We start from the raw sequence: 16052 nt of genomic DNA, 5'->3' as shown, positions 1-16052 counted from the left end.
ATGCGGGGCGCTGCCCCGCACGCAGGTAAAACGCGGGACGCTGCCCCGCGCCCCGGGATATTTGGGCCAAGATGAAGGGGCCCCACTTTGTTCTGTAAATATCTCGGGGGAGGCCCCGAAGGGGGCGGGGGCAGAGCCCCTTAATACGGCAGTTGCTCCAGCGCCACTGTCTGGGCAAGCGCGCCTGTCTTGCGGTCAAAAATCAGGATCTCGTTTTCTTCTGTCACGACAGCGTACCAATCCGGTGCCTGCGTGAAGGCGATGGCTTTGGTGCCTTGCGGCAGGGCAATACTGGCGGGCAGGTCGGGGCTTTCGCGCACTTCGCGGAAGCGGATGACAATCAGAGCGATGATGATTACAACGCCTGCGATCATCGTCCCCGTGAGCGCCAGCACCAGCCAGCGCAGAAATCGCACCATCGCCGGATCCACGTCCGGTTCCGGAGTATCCTGTTTCATGTCCGAGCCGACCATCACCACCCTGCGCGTCACCATCGCGGCCGATCCGCCGCGCCGCCTTGATAAGGCGCTTTCGCGCGACGTGCCAGAGGAAGCCGCCCTGAGCCGCTCGCGCCTTGCCAAGCTGATCGAAGCAGGCGACGTGCTGCGGGCCGGCGAGGCGCTCACCGATCCGCGGGCCAAAGTGGCCGAAGGCGAAGAGATCGAGATCCGCCTTGCCGAGGCCGCCGAAAGCCACATTCTGCCCGAGGACATCCCGCTGGAGATCCTGTTCGAAGACGAGGACCTGATCGTCGTCAACAAGCCCGTCGGCATGGTCGTCCACCCGGCGCCAGGCACGCCCTCGGGCACACTCGTAAACGCGTTGCTGCATCATTGCGGCGACGCGCTTTCCGGTGTGGGCGGCATGAAGCGCCCGGGCATCGTGCACCGGATCGACAAGGAAACCTCAGGCCTGCTCGTTGTTGCCAAGAGCGATCGCGCCCACCACGGGTTGGCGGAGCAGTTCGAGAAACATACGGTGGAGCGCCATTACAACGCCGTGGTATACGGTGTGCCGGATGCCAATGATCCGCGTTTGCGCGGGGTGAAGGGTGTCTCCTTCGAGCCAGGCAATATCCTGAAGGTCACCACCCAGTTGGCCCGCCACAAGACGGACCGCCAGAAGCAGGCGGTTTACTTCTCCGGCGGTCGCCACGCGGTGACGCGGGTGCGGATCGTAGAGAGCTTCGGCACGCCGGGCGTCGTGGCGCTGATGGAGTGCTGGCTGGAAACGGGCCGCACCCACCAAATCCGGGTGCATATGGCCCATGCCGGCCACGGGCTGATCGGCGATCCCACCTATGGCGGCAAGCGCAAGCTCAACGCCAAGGCGCTTTCGCCCGCCGCCATCGAGGCGGTGCGCGCTTTCCCGCGGCAGGCGCTCCATGCAGCAACGCTGGGCTTTATCCATCCGGTGAGCGGCGAGGTGCTGCGCTTCGAGGCCCCGCTGCCGGCGGATATGGTTGAGCTTATTGACAAACTTCGCACCCCCGCCGCAGGCTAGTCGCATCTGCGCGGCCACGGTGGAAGGAGAAGGGCATGCCCGAACTGGAACTGGAGACCTGGTGGCTGATCAGCTACGGGTTGCAGCTTCTCACCGTGGCACGCGTCCTGCTGCGCGAGAACCGTGCCCCTGCCGCGCGGCTGGCGTGGATCGTCTGCGTGCTGGCGATCCCGTGGCTCGGCATCCTGCTGTATTTCCTCTTTGGCGAGGTGAGTTTCGGCCGCAAGGACGTGGCGCGGATGCAGAGCATCATCAGCGCGCTGCCCAAAACGCCGCCGGGCCAGCCGCCGCTGCCCAAGCCGGAGATCCCGCTTTTGCATCGGCAGGCCTTCGCGCGGGCACAGTCGGTCAACGGGTTCCAGCCCGCGGATGGCAATACGGCGGAACTGGCGGAAAATTCCAATGACGCGATCGACCGCATGGTGGCCGATATCGACGCGGCGCAGGATCACGTTCATCTGCTTTTTTACATCTGGCTCACCGACACAAACGGGCTGAAAGTGGTGGATGCCTGCGTGCGGGCGGCCGCGCGCGGGGTGACGGTGCGGGTGATGGCCGATGGCATGGGCTCGCGCGCCATGCTGGACTCCGATTACTGGGAGGTCATGGCGCAGGCCGGGGTAAAATGCGGCGTGGCCTTCTCGCTGCGGCAGGCCTGGGTCCACCTGCTGTTCAAGCGGATGGACATCCGCAACCACCGCAAGATCGTGGTGATCGACAATAAGATCACCTATTGTGGCAGCCAGAACTGCGCCGATCCGGAGTTTCGCGTTAAGCCGAAATTCGCGCCTTGGGTCGACATCATGGTGCGGCTCACCGGGCCGGTTGTCTGGCAGAACCAGGTGGTGTTTGCCGGCGACTGGGAGAGCCACACCGGTGAATCCATCGCACATTTGCTGGATGACCCGATGCCCTACACGCAAGGCGGCTTCCCGGCCATCGTGATCGGCACCGGCCCCACCGAGAGCTTTCAGGCGGTGCCGGATATTTTCCAGAACCTTGTCGCCAGCGCGCAGCGCGAGGTGACGGTGACAACGCCTTACTACGTGCCCAGCGAGGCGCTGAACGGGCGGCTGTGCTCGGCGGCGATGCGCGGAGTGAAGGTGCGGCTGATCCTGCCCAAGCGCAACGATTCCGGCCTCGTGCGGCTGGCGTCTCACAGCTATTACCTCTCGCTTCTGCGCTGCGGTGTTGAGATCCACGAATACACGCCGGGGCTTTTGCACTCCAAGATCCTGACGGTGGACGGCGAGGTGGCACTCTTTGGCTCCGCCAATCTCGACCGGCGCAGCTTCGACATCAATTTCGAGAACTGTATTCTGGCCAGCGATCCGGCGCTCACCGGGGCCATTGACGCGCGACAGGCCGAGTATCTGGCCGACAGCGATCAGGTCACGCTGGCGGAAGTGGAGACATGGCCGATGCATCGCAAGCTGATGAACAATCTATTCGCCACCATGGGCCCGCTGCTCTGAAGGCTTCAAGCGGCGTCACACCCGCGTGACGCGGCTGAAACAGGGCTGGCAGCCCGCCGGAAACCGGCGCATGCTGCGTTCAAACATCATGCCCGTGATCGAAAACCATTTTCGTGGGGTATTGAACCGCCTGTGCCGGATGACTATCTGGCATGTTAACAGGATAAACATTGGGACAAGAAAGGGGGAGCACTCATGAGCAATTACGCCAATCTTCCCGCACCGTCACCGGAGCAGGGCCTCAACCGTTACCTTCAGGAAATCCGCAAGTTCCCCATGCTGGAGCCTGAAGAGGAATACATGCTGGCGAAAGCCTGGGTGGAGCGCGGTGACACCGAGGCGGCCCATAAAATGGTCACGAGCCACCTGCGCCTCGCGGCCAAGATCGCCATGGGTTACCGGGGCTACGGCCTGCCGCAGGCCGAGGTGATCTCGGAGGCTAACGTGGGCCTGATGCAGGCCGTCAAGAAGTTCGACCCTGAGAAAGGCTTCCGCCTGGCGACCTATGCCATGTGGTGGATCCGCGCCAGCATTCAGGAATATGTGCTGCGGTCGTGGTCAATGGTCAAGCTTGGCACCACCAGCGCCCAGAAGAAGCTGTTCTTCAACCTGCGCAAGGCGAAATCCCGTATCGGCGCGCTGGAAGACGGTGATCTGCGCCCGGAGAACGTGAAGAAGATCGCCGAGGATCTGAACGTCACCGAGGATGAGGTGATCTCCATGAACCGGCGGATGTCGGGGGGGGATGCTTCGCTCAACGCGATGATCGGGGCCGATGGCGATGGCGCCACCGAGTGGCAGGACTGGCTCGAGGATGAGGACGCCAACCAGGCGGCCGATTACGAGGCCCGGGACGAGCTGGAAGGCCGTCGGGAGCTTCTGGCCGAGGCAATGGAGGTTCTGAACGACCGCGAGAAGGATATCCTCCTGCAGCGCCGTCTGCAGGATCAGCCGGTGACTCTGGAGGAGCTTTCGGGCCAATACGACGTGAGCCGCGAGCGCATCCGCCAGATCGAGGTGCGGGCGTTTGAAAAGCTGCAGAAGAAAATGCGCGATCTGGCGCGGGAAAAGGGCATGCTCACGCCTGTCTGACCTTGCGCCTTCGCCGCTTGATGGTAGCCTCCCTGCGAAATCAGGGAGGCTATTTTCATGCAAGCTGTTGTGAACTGGGGCATTTTGGGCGCGGCCAAATTCGCGCGGGAGCATATGGCGCCGGCGATCCATGCCGCCAAGGGCGCGCGGCTGGCGGCGCTGGCTACTTCTGCTGAGGAAAAAGCCCAAGGCTTCAAGGAATTCTGCCCGGATCTTAAGGTGCATCTTTCCTATGAGGATCTGCTGGCCGATCCGTCGATCGATGCGGTCTACATCCCGCTGCCCAACCATCTGCACGTGGAATGGGTGAAGAAGGCGGTGGCGGTCGGAAAGCATGTGCTCTGTGAAAAGCCCATCGCGATGAAGGCCGAAGAAATCGACGAGCTGATCGCCCTGCGCGATGCCTCGGGCCTTCTCGTGGCGGAGGCCTATATGATCGTCCACCACCCGCAATGGCAGCGTGCGCGCGAGTTGGTGCAGACCGGCGCGATCGGCGATCTGCTCCATGTGGACGGCTTCTTCAGCTACGACAACCGCGCCGACACCAGCAACATCCGCAACCGCCCCGAGACCGGCGGCGGCGCGATCCCGGATATTGGCGTCTATACCTACGGCTCGGCCCGTTTCGTGACGGGCGAGGAGCCGGTGAGCGCCACGGCGCAGATCATGCGGGAAAACGGCGTGGACGTGGTGAGCCACGCGCAGGCCCAGTTTCCCTCCTTCACCTATGCGGCAACGGTGTCGATGCGCATGTTCCCGCGTCAGGAGATGACGTTTCACGGCACAGAAGGCATCGTGCGCCTCACCGCGCCCTTCAACGCCAATGTCTATTCCCAGGCCGAGATCGTGGTGGATCAGCCCGGCATGGCCAAGCGCATCGAGCGCTTTCCGGGCGTAAACCACTACATGTTGCAGGTGGAGAATTTCGGCCGCTCTGTGCGTGAAGGCGCGGACTATCCGTGCCCGCTTGAGTTCTCCCGCGGAACGCAGGCGATGATCGATATGATCTTCGCGGCGGAGTAGGGGCTGGGGTTTAGTCGAACTGCAGCCGGGTTTCGTTCAGGATGATCCGGTAGACGCGGTAGATGTAGACGAAATAGGCGAGCCCCAGCGTGAGGATCGTCAGGACCCACCAGATCAGCGCCGAGACGATCACATTGCCCAGCGAGATGTCGCAGACCATCTGGCCGACGCGGTTGCCGTCCAGATCGATGACTTGCGTTTTGTTCAGCACCACTTTCGGCAGGTAGAAGGGAAAGAGGAAGGCGGCGAGGCCCAGCGTGATGATGGTGAGCACGAACCAGAGGATCGCGTTCAGGATCGCGTCGGCGACGGAGAAATCGCATTGCAGGCGGAAGGCATTGTGAAGAACGGAAGGCATCGGGCAACTCTTGGCTGAAACGGGTGTGCCCGAGTTGAACGCGGGAAGCGCTTGGTGTGCAAGCTGTCTTTCGTCCTATTTTGCCTGCCACGCCCTGTGCTGGCATTGGCAGGGGAACGGAGGGCAGCGCCCGCCCGTGGGGCGGGGCGGGCGCTGCCCGGCGTGCCGCCGGGCGGTTCACCTGAAATGGGGGCGAACCGGAGCTGGCGCTCCGGTGAAAAAAGAAAACCCCGCGCCAGAGACGCGGGGTTTCAGCATACGAATGCCAGCCGGATCAGGCGTTTGCTTCGCGGATCTTGTCAGCGGCTTCTTTGTTGTAGGTGACGCCGCTTTCCTCAAACAGCGTGTCCAGTTCGCCCGAGAGCGTCATCTCGGTGACGATATCGCATCCGCCCACGAATTCGCCCTTCACGTAGAGCTGCGGGATCGTCGGCCAGTCGGAATATTCCTTGATGCCGGAGCGGATCGCCTCATCGGCCAGCACGTTCACATCGGCATAATCCACGCCCATGTAGTTCAGCACGCCCGCCACGCGGGAGGAGAAGCCGCATTGCGGCATGGATTTGGTGCCCTTCATGAAAAGCACCACGTCGTGGGCTTTCACGGTTTCGTCGATCTGGGTCTGCGCGTCAGACATGGGTTGCGTCCTTTCCTGCGGCCCTCAGGCCGGTGCCTTTGTGGTGAGGGCCAGCGCGTGCAGCTCGCCGTGGCTGCCGTCCATCTTGCCCTGAAGGGCGGCGTAGACGGCGCGTTGCTGCTGAACACGGTTCTGGCCGCGGAAGCTTTCGTCGATGACCTCGGCGGCGTAGTGATTGCCGTCGCCTGCGAGGTCCGTGATGGTGATTTTCGCTGCCGGGAAGGCGGCGCGGATCAGGGATTCGATCTCTTCTGCCTGCATGGCCATCGGTGGGTTCCTTTCCTCTTGTGGCGAACCTAGTCCTGCGCGCGGGGCTCTGCAAGGGAGCCCGGCGCGGCAATCTCGCTGCGCAGCGATTTCAGGAAGGTCGTGACCGCGTCAAACACCCGCTCTGCCTCAAGCTTGTGCAGGGCGGGCAGGCTCCAGCCCTCCGCCGGGTCCGCGAGGCGCAGCCGCAGGGCGGCACATTCCGTGGCAGAGGCTGGCGACAGCGGAAGCTCTGCGGCCAGCGCCAGCATCTGCAGAGCTTCCTGCAGGCGGCGCATCAGGCGAAAGCCTTCCATCATCGGTGCGATCAGCGAAGGATCGTCGCGCCAGCTGGCCCCGGCAAACAGCTCCTGCGTCACCCGTTGCCCCGCGCCGGTGCAATCATAGGCCACGCAGCCGGGAAACCCAGCCTTCGTGAGGTGATCGTGGATGGAGCAAAGATGGCCTGCGAGATTGGGGCAGGGGGTGCCTGCGGGCTTGTCTATCGCGAAGCGATCCCCGGCATCGAAATGCAGCGCAAGGCAGCAGAGCGCGGCGCATTGGCCGCACTCTGCCTGAAAGGCGGGATCAGGCGACGGCCTCTGCAAAGCTCGTCCGGAAGGTTGCGGCCAGATCGGCGAGCGGTGCGGCGGTGCCGCCAAGGCTCACCTCGGAGCCGCCAAAACGACCCACGCTTTCCAGATGCAGCCCGGCCTGTGCGGCGGCGGCCATCAGGGCTTCGGCCTGATCGAAGTTGCAGGCGATCAGGTAGCGGGCCTGATCTTCGCCAAAGAGGAAGGGCGTCTCGCCGCTCTCCAGCACCACGCCCACGGAGGCCGCCTCGGCCAGCTCGAAAGCGGCAAGCGCCAGCCCGCCATCGGCAAGATCGGTGCAGGCGGTGATCAGCGCGGCATTGGCGCGGATGAAATCACCATGGGCCCGCTCGGCCTCCAGATCCACCGCCGGGGCATCGCCCTCTTCGCGGTTGAAGACCTCGGCCAGCAGCGCGGACTGGCCCAGATGGCCCGCCGTGGCCCCCAGAACGAGCGCCACATGACCCTCGCGGACCTGCCCGGTAATGGCCTCCTCCACATTGGCGATCAGCCCCACGGCCCCGATGGTCGGGGTGGGCAGGATCGCGGAGCCATCCGTTTCGTTGTAGAGCGAGACGTTGCCGGAAACGATGGGCATATCCAGCGCCGCGCAGGCGGCGCCGATGCCTTTGATCGCGCCCACGAACTGGCCCATGATCTCGGGCTTCTCCGGGTTGCCGAAGTTGAGGTTGTCCGTCGTCGCCAGAGGCTTCGCGCCCACGGCGGTGAGGTTGCGGTAGGCTTCGGCCACCGCCTGCTTGCCGCCCTCGGTGGGGTTGGCTTTCACGTAGCGCGGGGTCACGTCGGAGGTGAAGGCCAGCGCCTTGCCGGAGCCGTGCACGCGCACGATGCCCGCGCCAAGGCCCGGGGTGCGGGCGGTGTCGGCCATGACCATCGTGTCGTATTGCTCATAGACCCACTGCTTGCCAGCGTAGTTCGGCGAGGCGAGCAGGGCGCGCAGACCATCGATCGGGTTCACCTCCGGCACATCGCCGAGCGGATCGGCAGCGGGCGTCGCCACCCAGGGGCGATCGTATTCAGGTGCGGTGGAGGAGAGCTTGGAGAGCGGCAGATCGGCTTTCACCACGCCATTGTGCTCGATCAGGAAGCGATCCTCGGCGATGGTCTCGCCGACGATGGCGAAATCCAGATCCCATTTCTCAAAGACGGCCCGTGCCTCGGCCTCTTTCTCGGGCTTGAGCACCATGAGCATGCGCTCCTGGCTTTCCGAGAGCATCATCTCGTAGGCCGTCATGTCCACTTCGCGCTGGGGCACGTTTTCAAGCTGCAGACGGATGCCCAGCTTGCCCTTGTCGCCCATTTCCACGGCGGAGCAGGTGAGGCCCGCTGCGCCCATATCCTGAATGGAGATCACTGCGCCTGTCTGCATCAGCTCAAGGCAGGCTTCCATCAGGCGCTTTTCGGTGAAGGGGTCGCCCACCTGCACCGTGGGGCGCTTTTCCTCGATGGTGTCGTCAAATTCGGCAGAGGCCATGGTGGCCCCGCCCACGCCGTCGCGGCCCGTCTTGGCGCCGAGGTAGACCACCGGCATGCCCACGCCGGAGGCGGCGGAGTAGAAGATGCCATCGGCAGGCGCGAGGCCGGCGGCGAAGGCGTTCACGAGGCAGTTGCCGTTATAGGCGGGGTGGAAGCGGACTTCGCCGCCCACGGTGGGCACGCCGAAGCAGTTGCCGTAGCCGCCCACGCCTTCCACCACGCCGTTCACCAGCTGGCGCGTTTTCGGATGGCTCGGCTCGCCAAAGGAAAGCGCGTTCATCGCGGCGATGGGGCGGGCACCCATGGTGAAAACATCGCGCAGGATGCCGCCCACGCCGGTGGCCGCGCCCTGATAGGGCTCGATGTAGGAGGGGTGGTTGTGGCTTTCCATCTTGAAGACGACGGCCTGACCATCGCCGATGTCCACGACGCCTGCGTTCTCGCCGGGGCCGCAGATCACCTGCGGGCCTTCGGTGGGCAGGGTGCGCAGCCACTTCTTGGAGGATTTGTAAGAGCAGTGCTCGTTCCACATGGCCGAGAAGATGCCAAGCTCGGTGAAGGTCGGTTCACGTCCGATGATCTCGAGGATGCGCGCGTATTCATCCGGGGACAGCCCGTGGCTGGCGATCAGATCTTCGGTGATGGCGGGTTCTTGCATGCGTATCGGCCCTTGCTCGCGGAAGTCTGGCGCTCTCTTAGGGCAGTTGCGGGCGCGGGAAAAGGGGCGCTGCGCCGCAGACGGGGCGAATCCGGGCGATTCCCGATGTTATTTGCGTCTGAGGTGCGGCGGGGGTGTGCTGAAGTGGCGTTAGGCACTGTAATAGCTGACCATTCGTTCAAATTTTGCCGGTGTTTTCAGCAGGCGCTGCGGAAGCGCGCTGCGGCTTTGGGCAAGCCATGCGCGCTTGCGGGGATGCCCTTACGTCACCTTTGCGCTTTTTCTGCACTTGCAAAATGGTGCGGGCACAGCATCTTTCAAAGCGCCTTGAATTGGGGTTTTGGTGCGATGCTCCCGTGCGGCACTGCAAAAAGCGCGAAAAAAAAGGCCGAGACAAAGCTCGGCCTAAGTCCAACAGGGAGGTAGTAGCGGCAAGAGCGAACTCTATTGCCGCTGCTGATTGCTATTTATGGGGCAGACTCACCCCATTCAAGAAGAAAAATGTCGCATTGCAGCAAAGCCGATATGCGTTTGATGCATGGCTGCCACAGATTGCCAGAGTGATGGTTGCGCGCTGAGGGCTGCTCCGTTCCATAAAAAGAAGGGGATAGCCGCGCCATGGCGGGCTCAATCGTCGCGTGTGCGCTTGCGATACTCCATGATTTCCTGTGTGACGAAATCGCGGAACGCCGCGATCCGCTGCGAGTGGCGCAGCTCTTCCGGGTAGGCGAGGTAGACCGGGATCTCTGAGGATTCCACTTCCGGCAGAACACGCTCCAGCGCGGGCAGGCCCACACGATCTTCCACGAACATCTCGGAGACGTAATCCGGCAGCACCCCGATGCCGAGATGGTTGATCACCCCCTGCAGCACGCCGAAGTAGTTGTTCACCGTGAGGGTGGAGCGCATGTCGTAGGTGAGCAGTTCCTTCACGAGGTTGGTGCCCGCGCTTACCTGTGCGGCAGAGACGTTCTGACAGATCAGCCGATGGGTCGAGAGATCCTCCATCGTTTCGGGGCGGCCGTTGCGATCGAGGTATTCCTTGGTGGCGTAGAGGCGCATGCTCACGCTCATCAGGCGGCGGCGGATCAGATCGGCCTGGCTGGGCTCCTTCATGCGGATCGCCACATCGGCTTCGCGCATGGGCAGATCCAGAACCCGCTCTTCGAGCATAAGGTCGATCTTCAGTTCGGGGTATTTCTCATAGAGCTTGGGCAGGCGCGGGGCGAGCCAGAGCGTGCCAAAGCCCAGCGTGGTGGTGACACGCAGCTCGCCGAACACCTCATCCTCGCTGTCGCGGATGCGGGCAGAGGCCGCATCGAGCCGGCGCGTCATGGAGGAGGTGGCGTCAAACAGCAGCTCGCCCTGTTCGGTGAGAATCAGCCCGCGCGCGTGGCGGTGGAACAGCGTGGTTCCGAGGCTTTCCTCAAGGGCGCGAATCTGCCGGCTGACGGCCGATTGCGAGAGGTGAAGTGTTTCCCCGGCGTGTGTGAGGCTGCCCGCATCTGCCACCGCATGAAATATTCTTAGCTTATCCCAGTCCATTTTCTTCCGAACCGTTTCCCTGTCTGGCGCCTGTATAGCACAATTATTTCTTTAGGGGCCGGCTCTTAATAAAACCGTGACAAGGCGTCAATTTTCGATTGTAGGTCAGCATTTTTGACCTAAAATAGTGGTAAGCTAATGTCCTGTTGGGAGGAAAGCATGACACAGCAACCCGTTTCGCTCCACGACCGCTACGATCTCACAAAATCCCCGGTTCTGCTCAATGGCACGCAGGCGCTGGTGCGCCTCATGTTGATGCAGAAGGCACGCGATACGGCTGCCGGGCTGAACACGGCAGGCTATGTGTCGGGCTATCGCGGCTCGCCCCTTGGCGCGGTGGATCTGATGATGAGCAAGGCGAAGAAGGATCTGGAAGCCGCCGACATCAAGTTTCACCCCGGCCTGAACGAGGATCTCGCCGCCACCGCGCTCTGGGGCACCCAGCAGGCAGAGCTGCGCGGGGAGGGCGTGCATGATGGCGTCTTTGGCCTCTGGTACGGCAAGGGCCCCGGCGTGGACCGCACCGGCGACGTGATGCGCCACGCTAATATGGCGGGCACCAGCAAGCATGGCGGCGTGCTGATGGCGATGGGGGATGATCACACCGGGGAAAGCTCCACCGTGTGCCACCAGTCCGACTGGGCGATGGTGGATGCCTATATGCCGGTGCTCTCGCCTGCGGGTGTGCAGGAGATTCTGGATTACGGCCTCTACGGCTTTGCGCTCTCCCGCTTTGCCGGGGTCTGGGCCGGGCTCAAGGTGATGAAGGACACGATCGAGGTCACCAGCGTGGTCGATGGCAGCCCCGACCGGATGCAATTCGTCCTGCCGGAGTTCGAGATGCCGCAGGGCGGGCTCAACATCCGGCTCAACGATCACTGGGTGCCGCAAGAGGCGCGGATGATCGATTACAAGCGTTTCGCGGCGGAAGCGTTCTCCCATGCCAACAAGATGGACAAGCGCGTCTGGGGTAAGCCGGGGGCGAAGATCGGTTTCGTGGCGGCGGGCAAGAACTGGCTCGATCTCACCCATGCGCTGCAGCTTCTGGGGATCGACGAGGCCGAGGCCGAGCGGCTTGGGATCACCACCTACAAGATCGGCCAGACCTTCCCGATGGACATGAAGGGCTTCCACGACTGGGCCGAGGATCTTGAGCTGATCGTGGTGGTGGAAGAGAAGCGCAAGCTGATCGAGGTTCAGATCAAGGAAGCGATCTTTGATGATCGCCAGGGCCGCCGCGTCTATGGCTGGTACAAGGGCGGCGCGGGCGGCATGCACCGCGATGAGCTCTTCCCGACGCGCGCCGCGCTGGATCCGGTGATGATCGCCGAGAAGATCGGCGGCATCCTCGTGGAGGAAGGGCGCGGCACCGACCGCATCAAGGCCGGGCTTGCGAGCCTTGTGGAGGCACAGCGCGCCGACAACGCCGAAGAGATCGCCACCCGCACGCCCTACTTCTGCTCGGGCTGCCCGCATAACTCCTCCACCAAGCTGCCGGATGGCAGCCGCGCCTATGCCGGGATCGGCTGCCACATCATGACCCTGTGGATGGACCGCGAGACCTCGGGCTTCACCCATATGGGGGGCGAGGGGGCGAACTGGATCGGGGAGGCCCCCTTCTCCAGCCGTCCGCATGTGTTCCAGAACCTTGGCGATGGCACTTACAACCACTCGGGCGTACAGGCGATCCGTGCCGCGCTCGCCTCGGATGCCAACATCACCTACAAGATCCTCTTCAACGATGCCGTCGCCATGACGGGCGGGCAGGAGAACGAGGGCGATCTGACCCCGCAGCGCATCGCGCAGGAGATCCGCGCCATGGGTGTGCAGGAGATCGCGGTTGTCTATGACGCCAAGGAGGAAGTCGATTTCGCGGGCTTCCCCACCGGGATCCGCAAGGCCGAGCGCGCCGATCTGATGAAGATCCAGCGCGAGATGGCCGAGGTGAAGGGCGTTTCCGCCATCATCTACATCCAGACCTGCGCCGCCGAGAAACGCCGCCGCCGCAAGCGGGGCAGCTTCCCCGACCCGGACAAGCGGGTGTTCATCAACACCGACGTTTGCGAAGGCTGCGGCGATTGCGGGGTGCAGAGCAACTGCGTCTCCATCGTGCCGGTGGAAACCGAGCTGGGCCGCAAGCGCGCCATCGATCAATCCTCCTGCAACAAGGATTTTTCCTGCGTGAACGGCTTCTGCCCGTCCTTCATCACGCTGGAAGGGGCCACCCTGCGCAAGGAGAAGGCCGCCGAGTTCAAGCTGCCCGATCTGGCGGAGCCCGACCTGCCCGCGATCAACGGCACCCATAACGTGGTGATCACCGGGGTGGGGGGCACAGGCGTTGTCACCATCGGGGCGATCCTTGCGATGGCCGCGCATCTGGACGGCAAGGGCGCGGGCATGATGGAGATGGCCGGCCTCGCCCAGAAGGGCGGCGCGGTGCATATCCATTGCCGTCTGGCCAACAAGCCCGAGGATATTTCCGCGATCCGCGTGGCCACAGGAGAGGCCGATGCGGTGATCGGCGGCGATCTGGTGGTGACGGCCGGGGCCAAGACGATTGGCCTGATGCGCACGGGGCGCACCGGGGCTGTGGTGAACAGCCATGAGATCATCACCGGCGATTTCACCCGCAACGCCGATTTCCGCCTGCCCACCGAGCGGCTGGAACTGGCGCTGCAGGCGCGTCTACAGGATCGTCTGGCGATGTTTGACGCCTCCGATCTGGCCGCCAAGGCGCTGGGCGACAGCATCTTCTCCAACATGATCATGCTGGGCGCGGCCTGGCAGCAGGGGCTGGTGCCGCTCTCCCGCGAAGCCATCCTCACTGCCATCGAGATGAACAAGGCCGCCGTGGAAGGCAACAAGAAGGCGTTTGAGATCGGGCGCTGGGCCGTGGCTCACCCGGAAGACGCCGCCGCGCTGGCCGCGCCGAAGGTTGTGCAAAAGCCCAAGACGCTGGAAGAAAAGATCGCCTTCCGCGCCACGCATCTGACCGCCTATCAGAACGCCCGCCTTGCCCGCCGCTACCAGACCTTCCTTGAGAAGGTGGAGAACCCCGAACTGCGCGAGGCCGTGGCGCTGGGCTACCACAAGGCGCTGGCCTACAAGGACGAATACGAGGTCGCCCGCCTGCATCTGGACAGCGAAGAGAAGGCCCGCGCGCAGTTTGACGGCGAGTTCAAGATGACCTTCCACCTCGCCCCGCCGCTGCTCTCCAAAGAGGGCTCCAACGGCCGCCCGCTTAAAAAGGCCTATGGGCCGGGGATGCTGCGGACCTTCCGCATGCTGGCCCGACTAAAGCGCCTGCGCGGCACGCCGTTTGATCCCTTTGGCTACACGGCGGAGCGCAAGCGCGAACGTGCTCTGATCCGGCAGTATGAGGCCGACATGGCCGAGGTGATCCACCTCGTGAAGCCTGCCACGTTGCAGGCCGCCTGCGAGCTTGCGCGCATTCCCCTGCAGATCCGTGGTTTCGGCCCGGTGAAGGAAGCCGCCGAGAAAGCCGCCATGCTGCGCCGAGAGGAGCTTCTGGCCGAGATCCGGTCCGGCAAGCCCGCCGCTACGCCGGTTGCGGCCTGAACGCAGCACAGATCGGCGAAAATCCGGAGGCGGTGTCGTGAAAACGTCATCGCCTCTGGCATGGACTCGCGCACCCCATTATGTGCAGGCCATGCGCCAGATGGCACCTTAGCGAGACGAACGCCGATGACATCCACATCCCGCGTTGCCAGAGACATCAGCTATGCCTCTTCCGCCGCCACCAAGGGCGGCCGTGCGGTGATCCGCGTACTGGAGAACGCCACCGGGCGCATGGGGCTGATCCGACGCGCGCGGGGCTATGAGCTGGACGTCGCCAATGGTGCGGATTTCTGGCAGGTGATGATGGGGCGCTACGGGCTGAGCCTTGACGTGGTGCAGGGCTCGCTGCAGGCGATCCCGCGCGAAGGGCCGCTGATCCTTGTCTCCAATCACCCTTACGGCATTCTCGACGGGCTGATGATGGGGCATATCCTTGCCACCACGCGCGGCGATTTCCGCATCATGGCCAACAACGTGTTTCAGAAGGCCGAGGATCTGAACCGCTTCATCCTGCCGATCAGTTTTGACGCCACCAAGGAGGCGATGAAGCTCAACCTCGAAACCCGCACCGAAGCGCTGCGGTTTCTGGGGCAGGGTGGGGCCATCGGCATCTTTCCGGGCGGCACCGTCTCCACCGCCGCCACGCCTTTCGCCAAGCCGATGGATCCGGGCTGGCGCAATTTCACCGCCAAGATGGTGGCGCGGTCCGATGCCACGGTGGTGCCGATCTTCTTTGAAGGCCACAACTCGCGCCTGTTCCAGATCGCCAGCCACCTGCACCAGACCCTGCGGCTGGGCTTGCTGATCAAGGAGTTCAAGAAACGCACCAATGCGCCGGTGCGCATCAGCGTGGGCGCGCCGATCGATCCGCAAAAACTGCGCGAACTTTCCCGCGATCCCAAAGCCATGATGGATTTCCTGCGCAAAGCCACGTATGAGCTATCCCCAACCCCGTTGAAATCGCTCGAATACGGCTTTGAATTCGAGGACAAATACAAGGTTTTGGGCAAGTAGATGGCTGTCGGTATTTTTGATTCTGGCCTTGGTGGCCTGACCGTGCTGGACGCGGTGAGCAAACGTCTGCCGGACGTGCCCTTCGTCTATTTCGGCGACAACGCCCATGCGCCCTACGGCGTGCGCGACGCAGAGGACATCTACGCCCTCACCACCGCCGCCGTGGAGCGGCTCTGGGAGGCCGGCTGCGATCTGGTGATCCTGGCCTGCAATACGGCCTCGGCCGCCGCCCTGCGCCGGATGCAGGAAAGCTGGGTGCCGCCCGAGAAGCGCGTGCTTGGCGTCTTCGTGCCCCTGATCGAAGCGCTGACCGAGCGGCAGTGGGGCGACAACTCCCCGCCGCGCGAAGTGGGCGTGAAGCACGTGGCGCTCTTTGCCACGCCCGCCACCGTGCGCAGCCGGGCCTTCCAGCGCGAGCTGGCCTTCCGCGCCATCGGTGTGGATGTTGAGGCCCAGCCCTGTGGCGGGCTTGTGGACGCGATTGAGGAGGGCGACGAGATCCTCGCCGAAGCCATGGTGCGCTCTCATGTGGAAGCGCTGCAGCGGCGCATGCCCGAGCCTGAGGCCGCCATTCTGGGTTGCACCCATTACCCGCTGATGGAGGAAGCTTTCCAGGCCGCCCTCGGCCCGCAGGTGCAGGTGTTCAGCCAGGCCAATCTCGTGGCCGCCTCGCTGGAGGATTACCTGAAACGCCACCCCAAGATGCGCGGCCCCGGTGAAGAAAGCCTGTTCCTCACCACCGGCGATCCGGCGCGCGTGTCTGACAGGGCCACCCGCTTCTTGCGACGAAAGATCACGTTTCAGGCCGCCTGATTGCGGCCGCGCCGCTTTG

Annotated in this window: 14 protein-coding genes; 7 read left to right on the top strand and 7 right to left on the bottom strand. The window is 63.6% G+C overall.

Annotated elements, in window-relative coordinates; genetic code table 11:
- Positions 1-140 precede the first annotated feature (140 nt).
- Positions 141-458: a DUF6476 family protein gene (locus KVX96_RS12105; RefSeq protein WP_261194735.1), complete on the bottom strand. Its 318-nt coding sequence runs from the start codon at positions 456-458 to the stop codon at positions 141-143.
- On the opposite strand from KVX96_RS12105, the gene KVX96_RS12100 reads away from it, so the two are divergent.
- The 4 genes from KVX96_RS12100 (at position 457) to KVX96_RS12085 (ending at position 5093) form a co-directional block, all read left to right on the top strand.
- Positions 457-1503 carry an RluA family pseudouridine synthase gene (locus tag KVX96_RS12100; RefSeq protein WP_261194734.1) on the top strand — a complete coding sequence of 349 codons (1047 nt, stop codon included), beginning with the start codon at positions 457-459 and terminating at the stop codon, positions 1501-1503. The genes KVX96_RS12105 and KVX96_RS12100 overlap by 2 nt on opposite strands.
- Positions 1504-1538: 35 nt before the next feature.
- Positions 1539-2978, top strand: a complete 1440-nt coding sequence (cls, locus tag KVX96_RS12095; protein WP_261194733.1) for a cardiolipin synthase — start codon at positions 1539-1541, stop codon at positions 2976-2978.
- Between the two features lie 195 nt (positions 2979-3173).
- Positions 3174-4070 carry an RNA polymerase sigma factor RpoH gene (gene rpoH / locus KVX96_RS12090; protein WP_261194732.1) on the top strand — a complete coding sequence of 299 codons (897 nt, stop codon included), beginning with the start codon at positions 3174-3176 and terminating at the stop codon, positions 4068-4070.
- A 57-nt stretch (positions 4071-4127) separates the two neighbouring features.
- Positions 4128-5093, top strand: a complete 966-nt coding sequence (locus tag KVX96_RS12085) for a Gfo/Idh/MocA family protein (RefSeq protein ID WP_261194731.1) — start codon at positions 4128-4130, stop codon at positions 5091-5093.
- Between the two features lie 10 nt (positions 5094-5103).
- Here the strand turns inward: KVX96_RS12085 and KVX96_RS12080 are convergent, their stop codons facing one another.
- The 6 genes from KVX96_RS12080 to KVX96_RS12055 all read right to left on the bottom strand — a co-directional run bounded on the left by KVX96_RS12080 (position 5104) and on the right by KVX96_RS12055 (position 10627).
- Positions 5104-5451, bottom strand: a complete 348-nt coding sequence (locus KVX96_RS12080; protein ID WP_261194730.1) for a DUF6693 family protein — start codon at positions 5449-5451, stop codon at positions 5104-5106.
- Between the two features lie 274 nt (positions 5452-5725).
- On the bottom strand, positions 5726-6088 hold the full coding sequence (grxD, locus tag KVX96_RS12075; RefSeq protein ID WP_261194728.1) for a Grx4 family monothiol glutaredoxin: 363 nt from the start codon (positions 6086-6088) through the stop codon (positions 5726-5728).
- Between the two features lie 24 nt (positions 6089-6112).
- Positions 6113-6355 (bottom strand): BolA/IbaG family iron-sulfur metabolism protein, encoded by a 243-nt coding sequence (locus tag KVX96_RS12070; RefSeq protein ID WP_261194727.1) that lies wholly within the window; start codon positions 6353-6355, stop codon positions 6113-6115.
- 29 nt (positions 6356-6384) lie between these two features.
- Complete coding sequence (locus KVX96_RS12065) at positions 6385-6942, bottom strand: hypothetical protein (protein ID WP_261194725.1); 558 nt, start codon at positions 6940-6942, stop codon at positions 6385-6387.
- On the bottom strand, positions 6923-9082 hold the full coding sequence (gene purL, locus KVX96_RS12060) for a phosphoribosylformylglycinamidine synthase subunit PurL (protein WP_261194724.1): 2160 nt from the start codon (positions 9080-9082) through the stop codon (positions 6923-6925). Before purL ends, KVX96_RS12065 begins: the two co-directional genes overlap by 20 nt.
- Before the next feature lie 627 nt (positions 9083-9709).
- The gene (locus tag KVX96_RS12055; RefSeq protein ID WP_261194723.1) at positions 9710-10627 is read right to left on the bottom strand and encodes a LysR family transcriptional regulator; all 918 of its coding nucleotides are present in this window, start codon (positions 10625-10627) and stop codon (positions 9710-9712) included.
- Positions 10628-10786: 159 nt separating this feature from the next.
- On the opposite strand from KVX96_RS12055, the gene KVX96_RS12050 reads away from it, so the two are divergent.
- From KVX96_RS12050 to murI, 3 genes are all read left to right on the top strand, one after another.
- Positions 10787-14206 (top strand): indolepyruvate ferredoxin oxidoreductase family protein, encoded by a 3420-nt coding sequence (locus KVX96_RS12050; protein WP_261194722.1) that lies wholly within the window; start codon positions 10787-10789, stop codon positions 14204-14206.
- Positions 14207-14332: 126 nt separating this feature from the next.
- Positions 14333-15220, top strand: a complete 888-nt coding sequence (locus KVX96_RS12045; protein ID WP_261194721.1) for a lysophospholipid acyltransferase family protein — start codon at positions 14333-14335, stop codon at positions 15218-15220.
- A complete protein-coding gene (murI, locus tag KVX96_RS12040) occupies positions 15221-16033 on the top strand; it encodes a glutamate racemase (protein ID WP_261194719.1) in 813 nt (270 codons plus the stop codon). It abuts the gene before it with no gap.
- The last annotated feature ends 19 nt before the right edge of the window (positions 16034-16052 follow it).

Source organism: Pseudoruegeria sp. SHC-113 (genome assembly GCF_025376885.1).
In the GTDB taxonomy this organism is placed as follows: Bacteria; Pseudomonadota; Alphaproteobacteria; order Rhodobacterales; family Rhodobacteraceae; genus Pseudoruegeria.
Note: the sequence above shows the minus strand (reverse complement) of the source record. Positions and strands in the feature narration are given on the sequence as shown.

Bases quoted from the DNA above. Each gene is read 5' to 3' on its own strand.
- KVX96_RS12100 (WP_261194734.1), top strand. From the start codon at position 457: ATGTCCGAGCCGACCATCACCACCCTGCGCGTCACCATCGCGGCCGAT.
- KVX96_RS12105 (WP_261194735.1), bottom strand. From the start codon at position 458: ATGAAACAGGATACTCCGGAACCGGACGTGGATCCGGCGATGGTGCGA.
- cls (WP_261194733.1), top strand. From the start codon at position 1,539: ATGCCCGAACTGGAACTGGAGACCTGGTGGCTGATCAGCTACGGGTTG.
- rpoH (WP_261194732.1), top strand. From the start codon at position 3,174: ATGAGCAATTACGCCAATCTTCCCGCACCGTCACCGGAGCAGGGCCTC.
- KVX96_RS12085 (WP_261194731.1), top strand. From the start codon at position 4,128: ATGCAAGCTGTTGTGAACTGGGGCATTTTGGGCGCGGCCAAATTCGCG.
- KVX96_RS12080 (WP_261194730.1), bottom strand. From the start codon at position 5,451: ATGCCTTCCGTTCTTCACAATGCCTTCCGCCTGCAATGCGATTTCTCC.
- grxD (WP_261194728.1), bottom strand. From the start codon at position 6,088: ATGTCTGACGCGCAGACCCAGATCGACGAAACCGTGAAAGCCCACGAC.
- KVX96_RS12070 (WP_261194727.1), bottom strand. From the start codon at position 6,355: ATGGCCATGCAGGCAGAAGAGATCGAATCCCTGATCCGCGCCGCCTTC.
- purL (WP_261194724.1), bottom strand. From the start codon at position 9,082: ATGCAAGAACCCGCCATCACCGAAGATCTGATCGCCAGCCACGGGCTG.
- KVX96_RS12055 (WP_261194723.1), bottom strand. From the start codon at position 10,627: ATGGACTGGGATAAGCTAAGAATATTTCATGCGGTGGCAGATGCGGGC.
- KVX96_RS12050 (WP_261194722.1), top strand. From the start codon at position 10,787: ATGACACAGCAACCCGTTTCGCTCCACGACCGCTACGATCTCACAAAA.
- KVX96_RS12045 (WP_261194721.1), top strand. From the start codon at position 14,333: ATGACATCCACATCCCGCGTTGCCAGAGACATCAGCTATGCCTCTTCC.
- murI (WP_261194719.1), top strand. From the start codon at position 15,221: ATGGCTGTCGGTATTTTTGATTCTGGCCTTGGTGGCCTGACCGTGCTG.